The organism is Microbacterium sp. NPDC096154, assembly GCF_040302945.1.
Classification (GTDB): Bacteria; Actinomycetota; Actinomycetes; order Actinomycetales; family Microbacteriaceae; genus Microbacterium.
Map to the genome: position 1 here is coordinate 142,469 of NZ_JBEOSM010000005.1, position 19,449 is coordinate 161,917.

The window sequence follows — 19,449 nt, forward strand, 5'->3', positions numbered from 1 at the left end:
TCCGAACCGGTGTCGGAGCACCGCCCGTTCACCGCGCAGCCCTACGCTCGCTCTCATGAGCAGCCCCGACGACGCCCCGCGAAGCGGCGTGCCCGCCCTGGTGCCCACCGACGCGATCCCCGCGGCGGACCCCGCCGCCGCACCCGTGCGCACGCGAAAGCGCGCCGTCGTGGCGTGGGGCCTGTGGGACTGGGGGTCCGCGGCCTTCAACGCCGTCGTGACGACGTTCGTGTTCACCGTGTACCTCACCAGCGCGAGCTTCGGCGAGGAGGGCACGGTCGAGGCGCAGCTCGGCTGGGCGCTCGCCGGCGCCGGCCTGGTGATCGCGCTGCTGGCGCCCGTCACGGGTCAGCGCTCCGACTCGTCCGGCCGTCGCAAGCTGTGGCTCGCTGTCAACACGTACATCGTGGTCGCGCTCACCGCCGCGATGTTCTTCGTTCGCCCCGACCCGTCCTACCTCTGGCTGGGCCTGCTGCTGGTGGCGGCCGGCAACGTCTTCTTCGAGTTCGCGGGCGTCAACTACAACGCGATGCTGTCGCAGGTGTCGACCCCGCGATCGGTGGGCAGGGTCAGCGGCTTCGGATGGGGCATGGGCTACGTCGGCGGCATCGTGCTGCTGCTCATCGTCTACTTCGGCTTCATCAGCCCCGAGGTGGGCCTGTTCGGCGTGACGGGCGAAGACGGCATGGACATCCGGATCACGGTGCTCATCTCGGCGCTGTGGTTCGGCGTCTTCGCGCTGCCGGTGCTGTTCGCGGTGCCCGAGTACCAGGGCGTCGGCACGCGGCGCGAGCGGGTGGGCTTCCTCGCCTCGTACGCGCGGCTGGGGCGCGACATCGCGGGCCTGTGGCGCGACTCGCGCAACACGCTGTGGTTCCTGATCGCGAGCGCGGTGTTCCGCGACGGCCTCGCGGGCGTGTTCACGTTCGGGGGCGTGCTGGCCGCGTCGGTGTTCGGCTTCAGCGCGGGCGAGGTCATCATCTTCGCGATCGCCGCCAACGTGGTCGCGGGCGTCTCGACCATCGCGGTCGGCGTGCTCGACGACCGCCTCGGCGCCAAGCCCGTGATCGTGACGGCGCTGGTCGGGCTGATCGTCGCCGGCACGCTCGTGTTCATCCTGCACGACGGCGGCCAGATCGTGTTCTGGACGGCCGGCCTCGCGCTGTGCCTGTTCGTCGGTCCCGCGCAGTCGGCGTCGCGCACGTTCCTGGCCCGGCTCATCCCGCCGGGGCGAGAGGGCGAGGTTTTCGGCCTCTACGCCACGACGGGGCGCGCGGTGTCGTTCCTCGCACCGACGGCCTTCGCGATCTTCGTGAGCCTCTCGGGCGACCAGGCGCACTTCGGCATCCTGGGCATCATGGTCGTGCTGCTGGCGGGGCTGCTGCTCCTGCTGCCGGTGAAGCCCGTGCGCTGATCGCCCCTGCCGACGCGACGACACGTTCCCTCAGCGAGGACACGCCGTCTGAGCGCGCAGATGGCGTGTCGCCGGTGAGGGCACGTGTTGTCAGCGGGGCCAGGCGTCGGCCAGCCGCGTGAGCAGGATGGCCAGCTGCTCGCGCTCCGCCGGCGTGAAGTTCTCGAGGGCCTGCGAGACGGCATCGGCGCGTGCGCCGCGGCTGCGATCGACGATCGCCCGCCCCTCGCCGGTGAGCGCCACGAGGGTGCGCCGTGCGTCGGAGGGGTCCGCCTCCCGCCGCGCCAGGCCCGCCTCGACCGCGCCCTGCACCAGACGGCTCGCACGCGGCTGATCGACCCCGAGCGCATCCGCGAGCGCACCGACCGACTGCGCCGAGCCGGCCGTCGCAAGCGACTCGAGCAGGCGCAGCCGCGCCATCCCCCGCCCCAGCGGGCCGCGACCGCCGCGGCCGTGGTCACCGTGGCCATGGCCGTGCCCGTGGCCGTGATCGTCATCGCCGTGGCCGTGGTCCCCATGGCCGCCGTGGCCGTGGTCGCCGGCGTGGCCGTGGCCGTGGCCGTGGCCGTGGGCGGCGAAGCCCCGCGGGCCGCCGAACGAGTCCCCACCGAACGGGCCCCCGCCGAACGGGCCTGCACCGAACGGGCCCGCACCGCGCATGCCGGGAGCCCACGGGCCCCGAAGGCGGCCGAGCGCCTCGGCGATCTGAGAGGCGGGATCTCGCTGGTCGACCATCCCTCCAAACTACATGCCACTTGACATGCATGTGCATTACATGTCATTGTGCATATACATGCTTAGAGACATACAAGAAGGAGCTCCCATGGAGAACACCACAGACCACCCCGCCCCCGCCGACCGTCGCCCCCTGGGCTTCTGGCTGCGCGCCGTCGACGGCCTCATCTCGCGCGAGTTCGCGGCCGCCTTCGACGACGAGCCGGTCTCGCGACGCGACTGGATGATCCTGAACGCGCTCGACGGCGACGTCGACGAGGCGCTGTCCCAGCGCGTGCGGGATCGGATGGCACGCCACCCCAAGCGGATCGTCCACCTCGCCGAGCTCGGCTGGATCGCGGCGAGCGACGGGCAGTGGACGCTGACCGACGCGGGCCGCGCCGCGAAGCACCGGCTCGCGGAGAAGGTCGACGCCGTGCGCGAGCGCGTCGCGGGCGCGGTGCCCGCCCAGGACCTCGCCACCACGCTGCGCACGCTGGAGGCCATCGCCCGCCGGCTCGGCGGCGACGACGAGGCGCTGCGCTTCGGCGCTCGCGGTCCGCGCCGGCACGGCTTCGGCCACGACCGCGGCCACCGCGGCCACCGCTTCGGTGAGCACCCGCGCCACGGCCACCACGGCCACGGTTTCGGCCGACACGAGTTCGGAACGCACGTGGGCCGCAGCTGCTGACCGACGATATGGCAAGCGGGATGGGCACCCCTGCCCATCCCGCTGTCACATCCGGGTGTTTTAACGACGGCGAAACAGGATGCCTGAGAAAGTTCTGTGATCCGCCGTGCGTCCCCACCGGCCCTCCTCGGGCATCCGCGCACGGCTTGATCGACGACCATCCGGCCGCCGATCGTCACATCCCCGGAGGAACAGTGAAGACACGCACCACCTGCGCGCTCGGCACCGCGGCCATCCTGCTGACGGGTTCGCTGCTCGTGCCGACCGCGGCATCGGCCGCGCCGGCACCCGCCGTCGAGCCGGAAACGCACGCCGAAGAGCACAGCCACAACCGCCCCGACCCCCTGGCCGAGAAGCGCACGGCCGAGAAGCAGAAGGCCGCGGAGCTGGTCGCCACCGGCGACGCGTCGGTCACCAAGACCGGCAAGGGCAAGACCGCCAGCGAGGTCGTGGAGCTCAAGCCCGGCCAGTACGTCGAGTACGGCACCGCCGAGACGGCGCAGCTGTTCACGATCCTGGTCGAGTTCGGCGACACAGTCGACCCGCGCTTCCCCGACGCCCCTGTCGGCCCCCTGCACAACGAGATCCCCGAGCCGGATGCCGAGGACAACTCGACCTACTGGCTCCCGGACTTCTCGCGCGCCCACTACGAGGACATGTTCTTCGGCGAGGGCGAGTCGATGAAGGGCGTGTACGACGAGATGTCGTCGGGCCGCTTCGACCTCGAGGGCGGCGTCAGCGACTGGGTTCAGATCGCCAACAACGAGGCGTCGTACGGCCAGACCGAGTCGCAGGCCGACATGACGCGCTTCATCCAGGACACCGCGAACGCCTGGTACGACGCGCAGGTCGCCGCCGGCAAGTCGCGCGACGAGATCGTGGCCGAGCTGCGCAGCTACGACGTGTGGGACCGCTACGACGCCGACGGCGACGGCATCATCAACGAGCCCGACGGCTACATCGACCACTTCCAGGCCGTGCACGCCGGCGACGGCGAGGAGGCGGGCGCGCCCGAGTGGGCGATCTGGTCGCACCGCTGGGCAGCGGGTCAGGCGGGCACGTACACGGAGGGCCCGGCCGACTACGCCAAGCTGGGCGGCGTCAAGATCGGCGACAGCGACATCTGGATCCGCGACTACACGACCGAGCCCGAGAACGGCGGCCTGGGCGTGTTCGCACACGAGTTCGGCCATGACCTCGGTCTGCCCGACTACTACGACACCAACGGCGGCGAGAACGGCACCGCGTACTGGACCCTCATGAGCTCGGGCTCGTGGCTCGGCCACGGCGACGGCTCGATCGGCACGACGCCGAACCACATGGGCCCGAACGAGAAGCTGTTCCTCGGGTGGCTCGACTACGAGGTGGTCGAGGCCGACGCGAACGGCGTCGTCAAGCTGGGCCCCGCCTACCACGCCAACACGCTCGGCGCCCAGGCGGCGATCGTCGACCTGCCGGACGGCGAGCACTTCGTGGAGGTCGGCGAGGCGTTCGAAGGCACCAAGCAGCTGTACTCGGGCGCGGGCGACAACCTCGACGTCACGGCGACGAGCCCCGCGTTCACGGTTCCCGCCGGCGGCACGCTGACGGCCAAGGCCAGCTACGACATCGAGGCCGACTGGGACTACGCGTACCTCGAGGTCTCGACCGACGGCTCGACGTGGACTCCGGTGCAGACGAACCTCTCGACCACGGACGACCCGAACACGCAGAACGCGGGCTTCGGCATCACGGGTGCGAGCGACGGCTGGGTCGACCTCACGGCCGACCTGTCGGCCTACGCGGGCGAGACCGCGCAGGTGCGCTTCCGCTACTGGACCGACGTCGCGGCGACGTTCCCCGGCTTCCAGGTCGACGCGATCGCCGTGGGCGACGCGCTGACCACGGATGACGGGGCCAGCGACTGGACGCTCGAGGGCTTCTCGGTCATCGAGAACGGCGGCTACCTGCAGCCGTACAGCCACTTCTACATCGCGGAGAACCGCGTGTACGGCGGCTACGACGCCACCCTCCGCACCGGGCCGTACAACTTCGGCTGGGGCCTGACCAGCCCCGACAAGGTCGAGCACTTCCCGTACCAGGACGGCATGCTGGTCTGGTACGTGAACAGCCTGTACGCCGACAACAACGTGTCGCAGCACCCGGGCGGCGGCGAGGCCCTGCCGGTCGACGCGCGCGCCAAGGCGCTGACGTGGTCGGATGGCACGATCGCGCGCAACCGCATCCAGTCGTTCGACGCGACGTTCGGCCTGCAGAAGACCGATGCGATCTCGCTGCACCGCGAGACCGAGGCGGGCATGACGACCCTGAAGGTGCCCGCGCAGAAGGCGCTGCCGACCTTCGACGACACCGACCCGAACGCCTACTACGACGAGGCCAACCCCGGCAACTCGGTGAAGGTGGGCGGCACCGGCACGTCGATCACGGTCACGGAGCAGAACGCGAAGAAGGGCACGATGACCATCGCGGTCAAGCGCGCCTCCGACGCGCCGGCTCCCGTGCCGTGGGACGCCAAGACCGCCTACCAGGGCGGCGAGGTCGTCACCTACAACGGCGCCGAGTGGCTCGCATCCTGGTACACCAAGGGCCAGAAGCCGGGCGACCCCAATGGTCCGTGGCAGGAGCTGGGCGCCGTCGACGCCAACGGCGTCCCGGCCTGGACCGCGTCGCGCATCTTCAACACCGGCGACACGGTGACGTACAAGGGCGCCACGTACGAGGCCAAGTGGTGGACCCGCAACCAGGCGCCGGGCGACAAGCACGGCCCCTGGGCGAAGGTCGGCTGAGCCCTCCCCTCGCGACAGGATGGCCGCGTCCCGCTTGCCGGGGCGCGGCCATCCGCCTGTCCGGCCGCCTACGCTGAATCGGTGACCCTCGATCCGTGCCCCTGCGGGAGCGACCTCACCTACCGCGCATGCTGCGGCGCGCTGCACGTCGGCGCACGGCTCGCGGAGACGCCCGAAGAGCTCATGCGCTCGAGGTACAGCGCGTTCGCGAAGCACGACGCCGACTATCTGCTGCGCACGTGGCATCCGCGCACGCGGCCGGCAGACGTGGATTTCGAGGACGGCCTGACGTGGATCGGCCTCGAGATCGTCGACGCCACCGACCGCGAGGTCGAGTTCGTGGCGGTGTACCAGACGCCGGCGGGCATGGGAGCGCTGTCGGAGCGCAGCCGCTTCGAGCGGCGCGGCGGCCGGTGGGTGTACGTCGACGGAGACGTCGCGGGCTGACCGCCGAGCGGCCCGTGACCTCAGCGGCGCCGGGCGGCGTCGCGCGGGTCGATGGCCACGCGCACGGCGGTGCCCGCGGCGGCCGCCGCGAGGGCCCGGTCGAGCTGCGCCAGCGGGTAGCGCGCGCTCACGAGCTCGTCGAACGGGCGGTCCGCTCCGCGCTCGCGCAGGTAGCCGATCGCGCCGTCGAGATCCCGCGGGGCATAGCCCTGCACCCCGCGCACGGTGATCAGTCCCCGCACGAGCCGCTCGGGGTCGAGGGGCAGCGGCTCGCGTGCGACCGCGCTGCCGACCAGCAGCACCACGCCCCCGACGCCCACGACGTCGAGAGCCCCGCGCACGGCACGCGGCGATCCGGACGTCTCGAGCACGATGTCGCACTCGGCGCGGCCCGTGGCCGCCAGCGCGGCCGTCAGCGCCCGGCCGCTGCGCGAATCGATCGCCTGCACCGCGCCGAATCGGGCGGCCAGCGCCCGGCGGGCGGGATCCGGATCGGCGACCACCACGGTCGCGCCGCGATCGGCCGCCATGGCGCATGCCGTCAGGCCGATGAGGTCCGCCCCCAGAACGAGCAGGATGGCGCCGTCGACGTCGGCCACCTCCTCTGCCCGCGCGAGCGCTGCCCACGCGGTGGCGCCCGCGCACGCCGCCGGAGCGAGCACCTCGGCACGCAGCGTCTCGCCCACGCGCGCGATCGCCGTGCCCGCGCGCAGATGGGCGTGGGTCGCGAAGCCTCCGGTGAGCTCCCAGCGCGGCTGGATGCGCTCGCGCCCGTAGGTCCGCAGCGAGCGGCAGAGCTGGGGCAGCCCCCGGCGGCACCGGTCGCAGTCGCGGCAGCTGGCCGTGGCCGACCACACGACGCGGTCGCCGACGTGCACGGGGGCGCCGTCGACCGCGCGCACGCCGTCGGCGACGGCTGTCACGCGTCCGACGCACTCGTGTCCGAGCACGAGCGGGCTGGAAGCCGGGAGGCCCCCTTCGACGGTGTGCACATCCGATCCGCAGATCGTCGCGAGCTCGATGGCCACGAGGGCCTCCCCCGGGCCCAGCACGACGCCCGGCACCGCGACGGTCTCGTGCGGGCGCCCCGCGCCGGTCCACACCATGGCGAGGGCGGGCGGCTCCACACACACGTCGCGCGTCGTCGGAGCGGGCGTGGCGATCCCCGCCGCAACCGTGTCGGCAGCACTCATCGGAACCCCCCGTCCGTGTCGATCGCCGCTTCGATCGCGGTCGCGCGAGCGGTCGACACCCCAGCCTGACACCCCGCGCGCGGCCGGATATTCCGGTCGCGGCATTGTTCAGACGGCGTTCACGGAGGTTTTCCGCCGCGGGCATCCACGCGGTCATGCCCGCGACGCGCGGTGGGTGGGCGTCCCGTTCCCCGGCGGTGGAGGTGCCGAGACGGGTGGGCGGCTAGGAGCCGAACGAGCCCGCGTCCGTCACCGAGACGTCCGTGCGGTGGAAGCGCTGGAACGAGCGCGACGCCGTGGGGCCGCGCTGGCCCTGGTAGCGGTTGCCGTAGGCGCCCGAGCCGTACGGGTTCTCGGCGGGCGAGGTCAGCCGGAAGAAGCACAGCTGCCCGATCTTCATGCCCGGCCACAGCTTGATGGGCAGCGTCGCGACGTTCGACAGCTCGAGCGTCACGTGTCCGGAGAAGCCGGGGTCGATGAAGCCTGCGGTGGAGTGCGTCAGCAGGCCCAGGCGCCCCAGCGACGACTTCCCCTCGAGGCGAGCGGCGATGTCGTCGGGCAGGGTCACCGTCTCGTAGGTCGAGCCCAGCACGAACTCGCCGGGGTGCAGGATGAACGGCTCATCGGAGGCGACCTCGACCAGGTGCGTGAGGTCGGGCTGATCCTCGGCCGGGTCGATGAACGGGTACTTGTGGTTGTCGAACAGCCGGAAGTACCGATCGAGCCGCACGTCGACGCTCGACGGCTGCACCATCGCGGGGTCGTACGGTTGCAGGCCGACGCGGCCGGAGTCGAGCTCGTCCTTGATGTCGCGATCCGAGAGCAGCACGGATCCACTGTATTGTCCCGGGCCGCGTCGGCGGAGCGCGGCGAGCGACCGAGAGCCTCGAAGCGACGTAGCGGAGGAAGATAGCTCGTCCACAGGCGGTGCCGGGTGGGCGTTTGTCCACAGGTGGGGATCGGGTGTGGTCGGTGGCTTCTCCCGTGACACACCTCACCGCTCCCGTCAAGCGGGAGGCGAAGCGCGTCGGAACCCGGTTACATCGGGGGCATTCGTCAGGAAGGTGGAAGGAGCCGCGTATGTCGCAGAACTCTGATCAGACGCCGGATGCACCCTCGGAGCCGGTGACCCCGGCCACGGTGGCGGCGCAGGTCGCGCCGCAGCCACCCGCCGGCGCGCCGGGCCCTGAGGAGCCGGCCTCCGCCGAGCCGGACGCCGGCACGGGCGAGCCGGACGCGTCCGCCGGCGGCTCGGAGCCCACCGAGGCGCAGCCCGCTGCGCAGGCCTCGAGCGCCGCCAACGCCGACCCGGATGCGACCTCGCCCGACCCGGGGCCGGAGGCCAGTTCGACGGAATCGGGCTCGACCGGCTCAGCCGGCGGCGCGACCTCCGCCCAGCACGTCGTCGCCGATGGCCTGCGCACGGTGGGCGAGAAGGTCAGTGCCCTCGCGGAGGGCGACGGCGTCGTGAGCGGCCTCGCCGGCAAGGCGGCAGCGGGCCTGAACCAGGCCTCGTCCTGGGTCGCCGACAGCGATCCGGAGGCCATGCTCACCCAGGCGAAGTCGATGGCACGCCGTAAGCCGTGGGTCGCCGCCGCCGGTGTGATCGGTCTCCTGATGGTCGCGCGCCGGATCACCGGGGGAAAGAAGCACAAGAAGGGCTGACCCGCCCGGCCCCGCTGAGTCCCCATGCCTCTCGGAGGGATGGGGACTCGGTGCGTCGACGGCCACCCGCCGACCGCTGTTATGCTGACTGACACGCGCTGCGGCGCGTACGGGGCTGTAGTTCAATGGCAGAACTTCTGCTTCCCAAGCAGACAGCGCGGGTTCGATTCCCGTCAGCCCCTCCACGGGATGTTCGCGAAACTCGCGACATCCGTTCGCGAAACTCGGAGCGCGGCGGACCTCGACATAGCGGCTCGGTGTCGACAAGCGGTTCCACCCTCGCGCTCGCGGCGAAGCCGCGCGCGTCCAGCTTCTTGAGTTGCCGAGGCTTAGGTGGCCAGTTGCGCGCGCGCTTCCTGTTTCCTCAGGCACCAACGGTTGGCGAGGACAGGTCACCCACACGCCTCTTCTCGACGACCTCGGCTCGAGACCCACAACGACGGTCCGAAGCATCCGCGCCTATGCGAGGTGATGTGGAGGCACAGATTTCGCGTCACGGCTCTTCCGCCGCACGAGTTCTGCGGGTACCCACTTCCTTAAGGGCAGATTCGTCAGGCATCGCTTCGGGTCGCGGCTTTCACTCGTGATCAAGGCCGACATCCGTGCTTGATACGCCAGCGAAATCGACGCCGGGACTGAGCGGCTCGAGCGAGCGATCGAGCAGGCGCCGGAAGAGACCCGGCGAAAGGTAGTTGCCCAAGACGAACGGCCGACCCGTTGAGAAGGTCGCGCCGATGAGGGCCACTGATCTACACATTTGCCGCGGAGCCCTCTGACGGCGCCGGGATCTATAGTGACGTTGATGGACTTGCTCCGATCCACCCACACGAGGGCGGGGACGAGCGACGGCCATGCGATAACGAAGATCATTACGGGCGCGATCCTGGCGCTGCTCATGGTGCTCAGTGCGTGGACGGCCTGCCATGCGGAGTCGGATGCCGTGGTATCTACCGCGTCAGCCGCGGTCACTGGCCAGACCTCAGTCACTGACCCTCCGACGACGGCCGAGTTCTCGTCGTCCGTGTCGATGGTTCTCGCGGGTGATGGCGGCGGAGCCACGCTCGGGCTCGCCGCGTGCCTACTCGGCTCGTTGTGCGGGCTTGCGCTGGCGGTGTTCTTCCTGAGGCTGCTCCGCGGCCAAACGCCATCGGTCCTCTCGATCAGTCGCGCGTGTCCGACTCATGTGTCCTGCACACATGCGCGCGCGCGTGTCGCCGTCACTTTGACCGAGCTCTCCATCTCCCGAACCTGATCCGCTATTTGCCGCCCTTTGGGTGATGCTGTGGCGCCGGTGGCCTGACCGCGCGCTGTCCTCTCGTGGATCTTGTTTGGAGTTGTTGTCTTGAAAGTCTGGAATAAGGCCGCTTTGGTCCTGGCCGCCGCGCTGGTCATGTGCCTCGCGGTCGCATTGGTTTGGTCGTTCGTCGCCGTGATCTTCCTGATCGTATGAATGCACGCGTTGAGGAGCTAGGGCTGTCACATCGACGCGCGATCATCGTCGGAGCGGGGCAGGCGGGATTGGCTGTGTCGGCCGAGCTCGTGCTCCGTGGACTGGTTCCGCAGCGCGACTTCGTCGTGATCGACCGGGCGCCGCGGATACGCAGCTGGGTGTCGCGATGGCACTCGATGAGGCTGCTCAGCGAGGCCCGACACAGCGCACTCGCGCCGTTCCCTTTCCCCGGCGACCCTCGCCGGCACCCACGTGTCGATGAGATGGCGTCGTACCTCGCCGCGTTCGAGAAGCACATCGGCCTCATCCCGCGCTGGGGGGTGCAGGCGAACGACGTGAGGCGAGTGGGCAACAGTACGACGCTCGAGCTGAGCACGGACGCGGGCGACGTACAGACCCGGAACGTCGTTTGTGCCACCGGCGCGCATGCCCGCCCCCACATGCCCGCTTGGGTCGCCGACCTCACGGTGCCAGGCACGGTGCTGCACAGCAGCCAGTACCAGTACCCACGACAGATCCCCGCCGGGGACGTCCTCATCGTCGGCGGCGGGAACGCGGGGGTGCTGCTCGCCCGAGAACTCCTCGCGAGCCACCGCGTCACGCTGGCCACCCGCACCCCTCGACGTCGACGGCCTGCTGCCGCGTATCCCACCATGTCGGGCGTCCGGCGGCGGCCCTTCGGCATGGGGCAGGTGCCCGAGCCGCTGTTCACCGATAGCTACGCGGAACTGCGCGAGGCCGGAGTCGACATCGCGCCCGCTGCGGTGGGAGCGACCGGCGCAGAGGTCATCCTCTCGGATGGACGGCAGCTCTGTCCGACGTCCGTGGTCTTCGCCACTGGCTATCGGCCTGGCGACGACTGGCTGCCGGACGACGTGCGCGCTCATCCGGGCAATCGGGGCCGCACATCAATGCCTGGGCTGTTCACCGCCGGGCTGCCCCGGTACGGGTATCCCGACGGTGACACGATCCAAGGCGTGCTGCGGGACGCGGCCCGCGTCGCCCGCCACATCATTCAGCGGCCATGAATGGCTGGGAACCGTAAGGAGGCACACCATGGGAACCGGACATGACCACGCCGGCGATGCGGGGCGGACACCGCGCAACCGGCTTCTGATCGCATTCTCGATCACGCTCTCGTTCTTTCTGATCGAGGTGGTGGGATCGGTCATCACCGGCAGCTTGGCGCTGCTGGTGGATGCGACGCACATGCTCACGGACGTGATCGGGCTCGCCATGGCTGTCACCGCCGCGCAGCTCATGAACCGCCCGCCGACCGAGACGCACACGTGGGGATTGCGTCGCGCGGAGGTCCTCGGCGCGCTGGCACAGGCCGCTCTGCTCCTCGCCGTGGGCCTGTTCGCGCTCGTCGAGGGCATCCGGCGCCTGTTCGAACCTCCGGAGATCGCATCCGGAAGCCTGCTGTTCTTCGGCGTCGTCGGGCTGATCGCCAACATCGTCTCGCTTCTCGTCTTGATGGGGGGCCGCAAGCAGAACCTCAACCTGCGCGCCGCGTTCCTCGAAGTGATGAACGACGCCCTCGGCTCGGTCGGTGTGATTCTGAGCGCCGTTGCCATCTGGGCATTCGGGTGGTACCAGGCCGACGCGATCGCGGGCATCGTAATCGCTGCGCTGATCGTCCCGCGCACGATCATCCTGCTGCGCGCTTCCGGGCGGGTGCTGCTCGAGTCGACGCCTCCTGGGCTCGATCTGGGCAGCGTCCGACGTCACATTCTCGAGATGCCTGGTGTCGTGGCGGTTCACGACCTGCATGCATCGCTTGTGTCATCCGACCTGCCGATCCTGACTGCGCACGTGGTCGTCCGGGACAGTGCCGACACCGCGGCTCTCCTCAGCTCATTGCAGGAGTGCGTAGCCGAGCACTTCGAGGTGTCCATCGAGCACTCGACTTTCCAGCTGGAGCCCGAATCACACTCCGGAGAGGACACTGCCCATGCGTGAACATCCACAGCCATGGCGAACCGCTATCGGCATCATCGTCGGTCTGGGCCTGGCCGTAACCGCCCCTCTCGGCGCAGGAGCCAACGCCCTCGAAGGAACCTTCTCCCGTGACGGATACACGAACACTGTCGCCGGGATGCTGAACTCGCCCGACTCGACAGGCGCACCGACTGTCGAGCCGGACGACGCGCCTACTCCGCACCCGGGCGAGACGTCCAGCGGGTACGAGACGAAGCCAGCTCAGCGAGGCGCGGACGGCTTGATGGCGTTTGTGGGCATCATGTTCCCGATCGTGCTCGTGGGGCCGCTGGTCGGAATCGTGCTCATGATGCGACAGGAACGACGGCGTAGAGAGCGCGGAAGTCGCGCTGTTCGGAGTTCCGATGAGAACTGACCGTGCGGTACGGTTCGCCATCGGGTGCACGGTCGCCGCCGCGGTGCTGACGATCGATCAGGTGACCAAGGCGATCGCTGTGTCCTCGCTGGGCGGGCGCGACCGGATCCCGCTGCTGGGCGACCTGCTCGGCTTGCAGCTGGCGTTCAACCCGGGGATCGCACTGTCGTTCGGTGCGGATCAGACCTGGCTGATCACGATCCTGACGTCGGTTCTCACTGCAGGCCTGTGCGTTGCTCTGGTCCGTTCGGCGACCACGATGCGTTCGCTCGCACTGGGGTTCATCCTCGGAGGCGCCTTCGGGAACCTGGTCGACCGGCTCTTCGCTCCGCCCGCGTTCGGTGAGGGTCATGTCATTGATTTCCTCGCGTACGGAGAGCTGTTCATCGGCAATCTCGCGGACGTTGCCCTCGCGATCGGGGCGATCATCCTCGCCATCGACCTCCCGCGCACGCGGGCATTCCTCACCACGGCCCCCTCGGACACCGCGGCCACAGTCGGCGCAGCGAAGAACGGATAACTCATGAGCAAGACCAAGCGGACCCCGTCCACTTACCAGCGCAATGCGCTCGCGCCGAGCCTCCTCGCCGCGCCGGTGCTGTTCCTCGCGCCGCTCCTGCTGGCAGGCGAGTGGGCGATGCTCGTCCTGTACGTCGTGTCGATCTTCGCGATCATCATCGGATGGTTTGCGATTCAGGCGCGCCAGTGGTGGTGGATCCCGGTGTTCGCCGCGATCTGTGTGCTGTGGAACCCGGCGTGGCCGATGCCGTTCGAGGGGCCGGTGTGGATGGCGGCGCAGCCCGTCGCGGCCGTGGTCTTCCTCGTCGCTGGAGCGCTCATCAAGATCGAGCGCCCCTGAGCGCCGTGGACGACGTGTCGCTGCCACCCCCGGGCCTGCTGGAGTACTTCGCGCCCGGCCCGTATCCGCCATCGCCGCTCGCTGCACTGGGTCTGCTGCTCGCGGTCGCCTACCTGGCCGGGGCAATCCGCCTGTGGTGGCTGCGACGCCGGTGGTCGGTAGCTCGCACGATCTGCTTCCTTGCCGGCTGCCTCGCCCTGGTCGTGACGATGGGGCTGGGCGTGGAGAGCTACGGTTACGTGCAATTCTCCGTGTTCATGTTCCAGCAGCTCACCCTGATGATGGCAATCCCGCCGCTGCTCGTGCTCGGCTCGCCCGGCACACTGCTGCTGCGCGCCACGCCGCATCGCGGCCTCGGGCGTAGGGTGCTGCGTGTCGCGCACGGGGCGCTGCGCAGCCGCGCTGCCCGCTGGATGCTGAGCCCAGCCCTCGCGGTGCCGTTGTACCTGCTGGCGTACTACGGGCTCTACCTCGGCAACCTCGCCGACCCGCTGCTTCGGCTGCCATGGGGCCATCAGGCGCTTGAGATCGGGTTCTTCGTCGTTGGAATGCTGTTCACGATCCCGGTCCTCGCCGAGGACCCGCTGCCGGTGCGGATGAGCTACGGCGCCCGCGCCATCGACCTGTTCGTCGAGGCCGCCCTCCACGCGTTCTTCGGTGTGTTCATCATGATGAGCACCACGCTGATGATCAGCACTTTCGCTGAGAGCACGCTCGCACTGGGTCTCGACCCCCTCGAGGACCAGCAGGTCGCCGGCGCGCTGGCCTGGTCATACGGCGAAGCGCCCACGCTGATCATGGTGCTGTACGTCATGCACCGCTGGTTCCGTGAGGACTCAGCCCGCGCGCGTGCTCATGACCGCTACGCCGACGTGCACGGCGATGACGACCTCAACCGCTACAACGACTACCTGGCACGTCTCGAACAGCGATCCAGGACTCGTCAGTGAAGGCTGTATAGTCATTGCATGCTGACTATTGCCTCGCGGCTTGACGTGATGAACCGGCTGGGGCGCGCCATGGCAGACACCACGCGATCGCGCATCCTGCTGTCGCTGCTGGAGGCGCCGGGTTATCCGGCGCAGCTCGCCCGCGATCTCGAGCTGACGCGTACGAACGTCTCAAACCACTTGTCCTGCCTGCGTGGATGCGGTCTGGTGGTTGCCACTCCGGAGGGACGCCAGACGCGCTACGAGATTGCCGACCCACACCTGACGCGTGCGATCGGAGAGCTGGTGAAGACGGTGTTGGCGGTGGACGACGGTGTGCCATGCGTCGACAGTGATTGCGACGTGCCGCTGTGCTGCGGCACCGGTACCGGTACGGCTTCGAGTGGCGCACCGTCGGCGGTCGCGCGATGAGCGCCGAGTGCTGCGGCCCAGATGAGTCGCGTCCGGCCGCAAGCGTGCGGCGGGTGCAGTTGAGCGCCGCGCATGCCGCTGATGACGCCTGCTGCACGCCCGCAGCGACAAGAGCTGCAGAGGCTGACGGCGATGCGTGCTGCGGCCCCGATGCTCCTGACCCCGGAAAGGACCACGTTGAGATGCGCCCGGTGTGGTGGCGCGATCGCGCGCTGCTGCCCTCGGCGATCGCCGGAGTGTTCCTGCTCGGTGGGTATGCCTTCGAGTGGTCAGGACTTCCCCTCGCAGCGGTCGCCCTCCATGCGATCGCGCTGCTGGCGGGCGCGTACACCTTCGCTCCCGGCGCGATCCGTCGGCTTCTGCGCGGACGCCTCGGCGTCGGGCTGCTGATGACCATCGCCGCGGTCGGGGCGGTGCTGCTCGGGCACGTCGGCGAGGCCGCGGCCCTGGCGTTCCTGTTCTCCCTCGCCGAGGCCCTCGAAGACCGCGCGATGGATCGAGCGAAGGAGGGCCTGCGGGCCTTGCTGGCGCTCGTCCCGGCGACCACACGAGTCTCCCGGCTCGCCGGAGAGGTCACCATCCCCGCAGCGGAGATTCGCGAGCTGGATATCCTCGTGATCGGCGCCGGGGAGCGGGTTGCCACCGACGGCATCGTCGTGGAGGGGCGTTCCGGTGTGGACACCTCCGCGGTAACCGGCGAGTCGATCCCCGTCGAGGTCGGCCCGGGTGACGTGGTGCCGGCCGGTGCGGTGAATGGTGCCGGGACGCTGCGGATCGAGGCCACTGCTGACGGACGCGACAACTCGCTGACTCAGATCGTCGCACTCGTCGAGCAGGCCCACGCACGCAAGGGCGAGCGTGCCCGCCTTGCGGATCGCATCGCACGTCCGCTGGTTCCGGCAGTGCTGATCATCGCCGGGCTGGTGGCGCTGTTCGGCGTTGTGATCGGGGACCCGTGGACGTGGGTCGAACGGGCGCTCGTCGTCCTCGTCGCTGCGTCGCCTTGCGCGCTGGCGATCGCGGTGCCCGTGACGGTGATCAGTGCGATCGGGTCCGCGTCGAAGTTCGGAGTCGTCATCAAGTCGGGTGAGGCGTTCGAGCGCCTCGGCACGGTCGGTCGTGTCGCGCTCGACAAGACGGGAACCCTGACCCGCAACGAGCCCTCAGTCGTAGACGTGCGCACGGTGCCCGGTGTCACTCGGGACGAACTGCTGAGTGCGGCGTCGGCCGTGGAGGCGACCAGCACGCACCCGCTAGCGGCCGCGATCCTCGCCGCCGCTCCCGGTGCTCCCCTCGCCGCCGAGGTGATGGAAGAGGCCGGACACGGCCTCACCGGACGCGTCGACGGCGTGGCGGTGCGTGTCGGCAGCACCCGGTGGCTGGACTCGCGCGCGCTCGGCGAAGCCGCCGAGGAGATGGCTGCGACGGGCATGACGGTGGTCGTCGTCGAACTCAACGGGCAAACCGCGGGACTGATCGGGGTACGCGACGAGCTGCGGCCCGAAGCCGCCGAGACCGTCCGGATGTTGCGGGAGCAGGACATCGACGTCGTCATGCTGACCGGTGACAACGCCCGCACCGCTCAGGCGCTGGCAGCACAGGCCGGCATCGCTGACGTGCGGGCCGAGCAGCTGCCGGCCGACAAGGCCGCGGTGATCGATCAGCTCATGAAGGAGCGCCCCACGGCGATGGTCGGCGACGGCATCAACGACGCACCTGCCCTCGCGACCGCCACCGTCGGGATCGCCATGGGGGTCACCGGGTCCGCGGCCGCTATCGAGTCCGCCGATGTCGCCTTCACCGGACACGACTTGCGACTGCTGCCCGTCGCGTTCGCGCACGCCCGGCGCGGTCGGCGGATCATGACGTGGAACATCGGCCTGGCGTTGGCGATCATTGCCGTGCTGTTCCCGCTCGCCCTGTTCGGCGTGCTCGGGTTGGCGGGTGTCGTGCTGGTACACGAGATCGCCGAGGTCGTCGTCATCCTCAACGGCGTTCGCGCCGCCCGGCGCCCGCGACCGGCACCCATCACCGAACCGGTGTCCCTGCCGGCCGCGGCCGCCACTGTCGGTTCTCACGCGAGTTGACGGAAGAGGGATGGGCTAAGCGCAGCGTGTGCTTGGGAGCCGGCAACCAAACCGATCTCGATCTGTCTCGTGAGATTCGTCGGTACTCGCCGCAGCATTGGTGATCGGCCTCCTGCTCAACAGTTCTGCCCGCCAGCTGGTGGTGAGCGGACGACGACCTCCCTCCAGTGCCTCATACAGCGACGCCGCGACCACTGGCCGACCCGTCTTCTCGCGAGAAGCGCCAGACTGGTGAGTCGCCAAGCTTGCCGTGCGCCGCCAGCGATGTCAGGCGCACCCGTTTCACGTGTGCGGCTCCGGGCGATAGATCGGAGTCCACGTCGCTCCGAAGTCGCTCGTGAGGACGATGCCTCGGTTGTCCACGAGGGCGACCTCGCCGGCGGGCGTGATGGTGAGGGCTTGTGCCGTTCCGGCGTACTCCCCGCCCGTCGCCCATTCGCCGCTGGGGAGCTGGTAGACGAGGGCCCCGTCGAAGCTTGTGCCGATGAGGAGTCCGTAGGTGTTGGCGGCGATGAGCATCATCCGCGGGGCGTTCTGGTCGAGTTCGAACGTCTCGCCGGCGTCGTGGCTGACATAGAGGCCCTCTGGGGTGGTGGCGTAGACGATGTCGGCGTCGTTGGGGTCAGCGAGGATGTCGTGTGCGTCGACACCGACCCCGTCGTTCCAGGTGCGGCCGCCGTCGTCGGAGCGGTAGACGATGCCGTAGTTGTTGGCGTAGATGCGGTCTTGGTCGGATGCGCTGATGGCGAGGTCGTGGAAGTCAGCCTCGCCTGTGAAGGCAATGTTCGTCCAGGTGCGGGCGTTGTCATCCGAACGGATGAGACCGAGGTTCTGGGCACCGAAATGGTCAGGGCTGTTCTCCCCCGGGTGGCCGGAGGCGTATAGCGCTCCGTCGATGGCGGTGAACCCCATGGCGTCGAAGTCGTTGCCGGCGAGCGGGCCGGTCAACTCTGCTGTGGGAGTGAGGGCATCGAGTTGGTATACGCCGCCGTGGCTGGCGATGAGCAGCCCTCTCGTCTCCGGGTCGGATGCAAGTCCATGTATGTGCTCCAGGGCGACCTGGGTGTCGTGTTCGGGGTCGGCGGGACGAATCAATGCGCAAGCGGTCAGCACGGGCGCAGCAGCACCGAGTACGACGAAAGCGGTGACGAGGCGGCGCGGAATGGCGTGAAGGGGCATGGGAGATCTCCGGGATGGTTCGGGCAGGGCGGAGCCGGTGACCACCCGGACGGGGTGGCCACCGGCGTGGCGGGTGCTCACAGCTGGGCGAGCAGCTCCTGCATCTCGGTGATCTCGGCGGTCTGGTCCTCGACGATCTTCTGCGCGAGCGAGACGGCGTCGGGGTTCTTACCGTTGTCGATCTGGGTCTGGGCCATGTTGATCGCGCCCTGGTGGTGCATGATCATCTGCTCCAGGAACATGCTCGATGCGGTTTCGCCGTCGGCTTCCTCGAGGGCGGCCATGTCCTCTTCGGACATCATGCCGCCGCCGTGGTCCATCCCACCTATGTCGGTGTCCTGGCCCCAGTCTTCGAGCCACTGGTTCATGGTCTCGATCTCCGGGCCCTGGGCGGCCTTGATGCGCTCGGCCAGGGCGACGACGTCCGGGTGAACGCCGTCCTTGGCCAGCAGGGTGTCGGACATCTCGATGGCCTGCTCGTGGTGCATGACCATCTCCATCGCGAACGTCACGTCGGCGTCGTTGAACACCGCGTCGCCGGCCTCAGCGGAGGCGCTGGGCGAGCTGCCGTTGCCGTGGTCCATGCCTTCCATGTCGGACCCACCGGTGTCGCTGCAACCAGCCAGGACGAGCGCGGTGGCGAGGATGCCCGCCTGGAATGCAATCGTGCGGATCTTCATGAGATCTGTCTCCTAAGTCGTGGTTTGAGGGGCGCGCCGAAGCGCGGGATCTGCGATGCAGGTGACCCTCAGGTGCGACTGATGGAGAGGACGTTCAGATCGGGAGGAACCGGCGGCGCCTCCGTGAGCGTCGCGGTGGCCTGTGGCGGCGACTGAGCGCGCGCAATGGTGACGAGCCGGCCGGGCCGGATGGCGAGGATGATGCTGACAGCAAGCAGGGCGAGTACGCACGCCATGAACGCCATCGCGTCCATGCCGCCCCCGCAGTCGGCTGCGCAGGATTCCACCGCGGAAGGATCGGTCGTGGCCGCCTCAACGCTCGCGACGTCGACCATGGCGGCCTCACCGCCATGGTGCGCGCTCTCGTTCATCACCACGGGAGCGTGGTGGGCGCTACCGCTGCTCAGCACGTGCATCCCGATCAGTCCGATCAGCACGCCCATGACTGCCGCGGCGGTGAACAGGAAGGTGCGCGCCAGCGTGGCACTCGGACGCATCGCCCGGCGCAACGTCATCACGCTCATCAGCGCATCTCCCTTCCCGCTCACACTCTACGAAACCCGCCTG

The 19,449-nt window shown here is 69.4% G+C and carries 18 protein-coding genes and 1 tRNA gene; 13 read left to right on the forward strand and 6 right to left on the reverse strand.

Annotated features, from left to right (window positions below; genetic code table 11):
• Positions 1-55 precede the first annotated feature (55 nt).
• Positions 56-1,414, forward strand: coding sequence for an MFS transporter (locus ABTW64_RS08885; protein ID WP_350621427.1), 1,359 nt, complete (start codon positions 56-58; stop codon positions 1,412-1,414).
• Between the two features lie 90 nt (positions 1,415-1,504).
• Here the strand turns inward: ABTW64_RS08885 and ABTW64_RS08890 are convergent, their stop codons facing one another.
• Positions 1,505-2,149 carry a MarR family winged helix-turn-helix transcriptional regulator gene (locus ABTW64_RS08890; RefSeq protein WP_350621429.1) on the reverse strand — a complete coding sequence of 215 codons (645 nt, stop codon included), beginning with the start codon at positions 2,147-2,149 and terminating at the stop codon, positions 1,505-1,507.
• Positions 2,150-2,237: 88 nt separating this feature from the next.
• Here ABTW64_RS08890 and ABTW64_RS08895 point away from each other — a divergent pair, with 88 nt between their 5' ends.
• The 3 genes from ABTW64_RS08895 (at position 2,238) to ABTW64_RS08905 (ending at position 6,052) form a co-directional block, all read left to right on the forward strand.
• On the forward strand, positions 2,238-2,819 hold the full coding sequence (locus ABTW64_RS08895) for a winged helix DNA-binding protein (protein WP_350621431.1): 582 nt from the start codon (positions 2,238-2,240) through the stop codon (positions 2,817-2,819).
• A gap of 194 nt (positions 2,820-3,013) precedes the next feature.
• The gene (locus tag ABTW64_RS08900) at positions 3,014-5,605 is read left to right on the forward strand and encodes an immune inhibitor A domain-containing protein (RefSeq protein WP_350621433.1); all 2,592 of its coding nucleotides are present in this window, start codon (positions 3,014-3,016) and stop codon (positions 5,603-5,605) included.
• A gap of 81 nt (positions 5,606-5,686) precedes the next feature.
• Entirely contained in the window at positions 5,687-6,052 is a 366-nt protein-coding gene (locus ABTW64_RS08905; RefSeq protein ID WP_350621435.1) for a YchJ family protein, read from the forward strand.
• A 20-nt stretch (positions 6,053-6,072) separates the two neighbouring features.
• On the opposite strand, the gene ABTW64_RS08910 is transcribed toward ABTW64_RS08905, so the two are convergent.
• Both ABTW64_RS08910 and dcd read right to left on the reverse strand, forming a co-directional pair.
• A complete protein-coding gene (locus ABTW64_RS08910) occupies positions 6,073-7,245 on the reverse strand; it encodes an alcohol dehydrogenase catalytic domain-containing protein (protein WP_350621437.1) in 1,173 nt (390 codons plus the stop codon).
• A 223-nt stretch (positions 7,246-7,468) separates the two neighbouring features.
• Positions 7,469-8,074 carry a dCTP deaminase gene (gene dcd, locus ABTW64_RS08915; RefSeq protein WP_350621439.1) on the reverse strand — a complete coding sequence of 202 codons (606 nt, stop codon included), beginning with the start codon at positions 8,072-8,074 and terminating at the stop codon, positions 7,469-7,471.
• 251 nt (positions 8,075-8,325) lie between these two features.
• On the opposite strand from dcd, the gene ABTW64_RS08920 reads away from it, so the two are divergent.
• The 9 genes from ABTW64_RS08920 (at position 8,326) to ABTW64_RS08960 (ending at position 17,023) form a co-directional block, all read left to right on the forward strand.
• Positions 8,326-8,910, forward strand: a complete 585-nt coding sequence (locus ABTW64_RS08920; protein WP_350621441.1) for a hypothetical protein — start codon at positions 8,326-8,328, stop codon at positions 8,908-8,910.
• Between the two features lie 111 nt (positions 8,911-9,021).
• Positions 9,022-9,095: transfer RNA gene (locus ABTW64_RS08925), tRNA-Gly, on the forward strand.
• A 1,261-nt stretch (positions 9,096-10,356) separates the two neighbouring features.
• The gene (locus tag ABTW64_RS08930; RefSeq protein WP_350621443.1) at positions 10,357-11,388 is read left to right on the forward strand and encodes an NAD(P)-binding domain-containing protein; all 1,032 of its coding nucleotides are present in this window, start codon (positions 10,357-10,359) and stop codon (positions 11,386-11,388) included.
• 28 nt (positions 11,389-11,416) lie between these two features.
• Positions 11,417-12,322 (forward strand): cation diffusion facilitator family transporter, encoded by a 906-nt coding sequence (locus ABTW64_RS08935; RefSeq protein WP_350621699.1) that lies wholly within the window; start codon positions 11,417-11,419, stop codon positions 12,320-12,322.
• A gap of 383 nt (positions 12,323-12,705) precedes the next feature.
• Positions 12,706-13,236, forward strand: a complete 531-nt coding sequence (locus ABTW64_RS08940) for a signal peptidase II (RefSeq protein ID WP_350621445.1) — start codon at positions 12,706-12,708, stop codon at positions 13,234-13,236.
• A 3-nt stretch (positions 13,237-13,239) separates the two neighbouring features.
• Positions 13,240-13,575 carry a DUF6804 family protein gene (locus ABTW64_RS08945; RefSeq protein WP_350621447.1) on the forward strand — a complete coding sequence of 112 codons (336 nt, stop codon included), beginning with the start codon at positions 13,240-13,242 and terminating at the stop codon, positions 13,573-13,575.
• A gap of 5 nt (positions 13,576-13,580) precedes the next feature.
• A complete protein-coding gene (locus ABTW64_RS08950) occupies positions 13,581-14,525 on the forward strand; it encodes a cytochrome c oxidase assembly protein (protein ID WP_350621449.1) in 945 nt (314 codons plus the stop codon).
• Positions 14,526-14,543: 18 nt separating this feature from the next.
• Positions 14,544-14,936, forward strand: a complete 393-nt coding sequence (gene cmtR, locus ABTW64_RS08955) for a Cd(II)/Pb(II)-sensing metalloregulatory transcriptional regulator CmtR (RefSeq protein ID WP_350621451.1) — start codon at positions 14,544-14,546, stop codon at positions 14,934-14,936.
• A 182-nt stretch (positions 14,937-15,118) separates the two neighbouring features.
• Complete coding sequence (locus ABTW64_RS08960) at positions 15,119-17,023, forward strand: heavy metal translocating P-type ATPase (RefSeq protein WP_350621701.1); 1,905 nt, start codon at positions 15,119-15,121, stop codon at positions 17,021-17,023.
• A 282-nt stretch (positions 17,024-17,305) separates the two neighbouring features.
• On the opposite strand, the gene ABTW64_RS08965 is transcribed toward ABTW64_RS08960, so the two are convergent.
• The 3 genes from ABTW64_RS08965 to ABTW64_RS08975 all read right to left on the reverse strand — a co-directional run bounded on the left by ABTW64_RS08965 (position 17,306) and on the right by ABTW64_RS08975 (position 19,406).
• A complete protein-coding gene (locus ABTW64_RS08965; protein WP_350621453.1) occupies positions 17,306-18,283 on the reverse strand; it encodes a F510_1955 family glycosylhydrolase in 978 nt (325 codons plus the stop codon).
• Positions 18,280-18,882, reverse strand: a complete 603-nt coding sequence (locus ABTW64_RS08970; protein WP_350621455.1) for a DUF305 domain-containing protein — start codon at positions 18,880-18,882, stop codon at positions 18,280-18,282. The genes ABTW64_RS08965 and ABTW64_RS08970 overlap by 4 nt, the downstream gene beginning before the upstream one ends.
• 68 nt (positions 18,883-18,950) lie before the next feature.
• A complete protein-coding gene (locus ABTW64_RS08975; RefSeq protein WP_350621457.1) occupies positions 18,951-19,406 on the reverse strand; it encodes a DUF6153 family protein in 456 nt (151 codons plus the stop codon).
• Positions 19,407-19,449 lie beyond the last annotated feature (43 nt).

Excerpts from the sequence above, each read along its gene's own strand:
- ABTW64_RS08885 (WP_350621427.1), top strand. The coding sequence starts at position 56 with ATGAGCAGCCCCGACGACGCCCCGCGAAGCGGCGTGCCCGCCCTGGTG.
- ABTW64_RS08890 (WP_350621429.1), bottom strand. The coding sequence starts at position 2,149 with ATGGTCGACCAGCGAGATCCCGCCTCTCAGATCGCCGAGGCGCTCGGC.
- ABTW64_RS08895 (WP_350621431.1), top strand. The coding sequence starts at position 2,238 with ATGGAGAACACCACAGACCACCCCGCCCCCGCCGACCGTCGCCCCCTG.
- ABTW64_RS08910 (WP_350621437.1), bottom strand. The coding sequence starts at position 7,245 with ATGAGTGCTGCCGACACGGTTGCGGCGGGGATCGCCACGCCCGCTCCG.
- ABTW64_RS08920 (WP_350621441.1), top strand. The coding sequence starts at position 8,326 with ATGTCGCAGAACTCTGATCAGACGCCGGATGCACCCTCGGAGCCGGTG.
- ABTW64_RS08930 (WP_350621443.1), top strand. The coding sequence starts at position 10,357 with ATGAATGCACGCGTTGAGGAGCTAGGGCTGTCACATCGACGCGCGATC.
- ABTW64_RS08935 (WP_350621699.1), top strand. The coding sequence starts at position 11,417 with ATGGGAACCGGACATGACCACGCCGGCGATGCGGGGCGGACACCGCGC.
- ABTW64_RS08940 (WP_350621445.1), top strand. The coding sequence starts at position 12,706 with ATGAGAACTGACCGTGCGGTACGGTTCGCCATCGGGTGCACGGTCGCC.
- ABTW64_RS08945 (WP_350621447.1), top strand. The coding sequence starts at position 13,240 with ATGAGCAAGACCAAGCGGACCCCGTCCACTTACCAGCGCAATGCGCTC.
- cmtR (WP_350621451.1), top strand. The coding sequence starts at position 14,544 with ATGCTGACTATTGCCTCGCGGCTTGACGTGATGAACCGGCTGGGGCGC.
- ABTW64_RS08960 (WP_350621701.1), top strand. The coding sequence starts at position 15,119 with ATGCGCCCGGTGTGGTGGCGCGATCGCGCGCTGCTGCCCTCGGCGATC.
- ABTW64_RS08970 (WP_350621455.1), bottom strand. The coding sequence starts at position 18,882 with ATGAAGATCCGCACGATTGCATTCCAGGCGGGCATCCTCGCCACCGCG.
- ABTW64_RS08975 (WP_350621457.1), bottom strand. The coding sequence starts at position 19,406 with ATGAGCGTGATGACGTTGCGCCGGGCGATGCGTCCGAGTGCCACGCTG.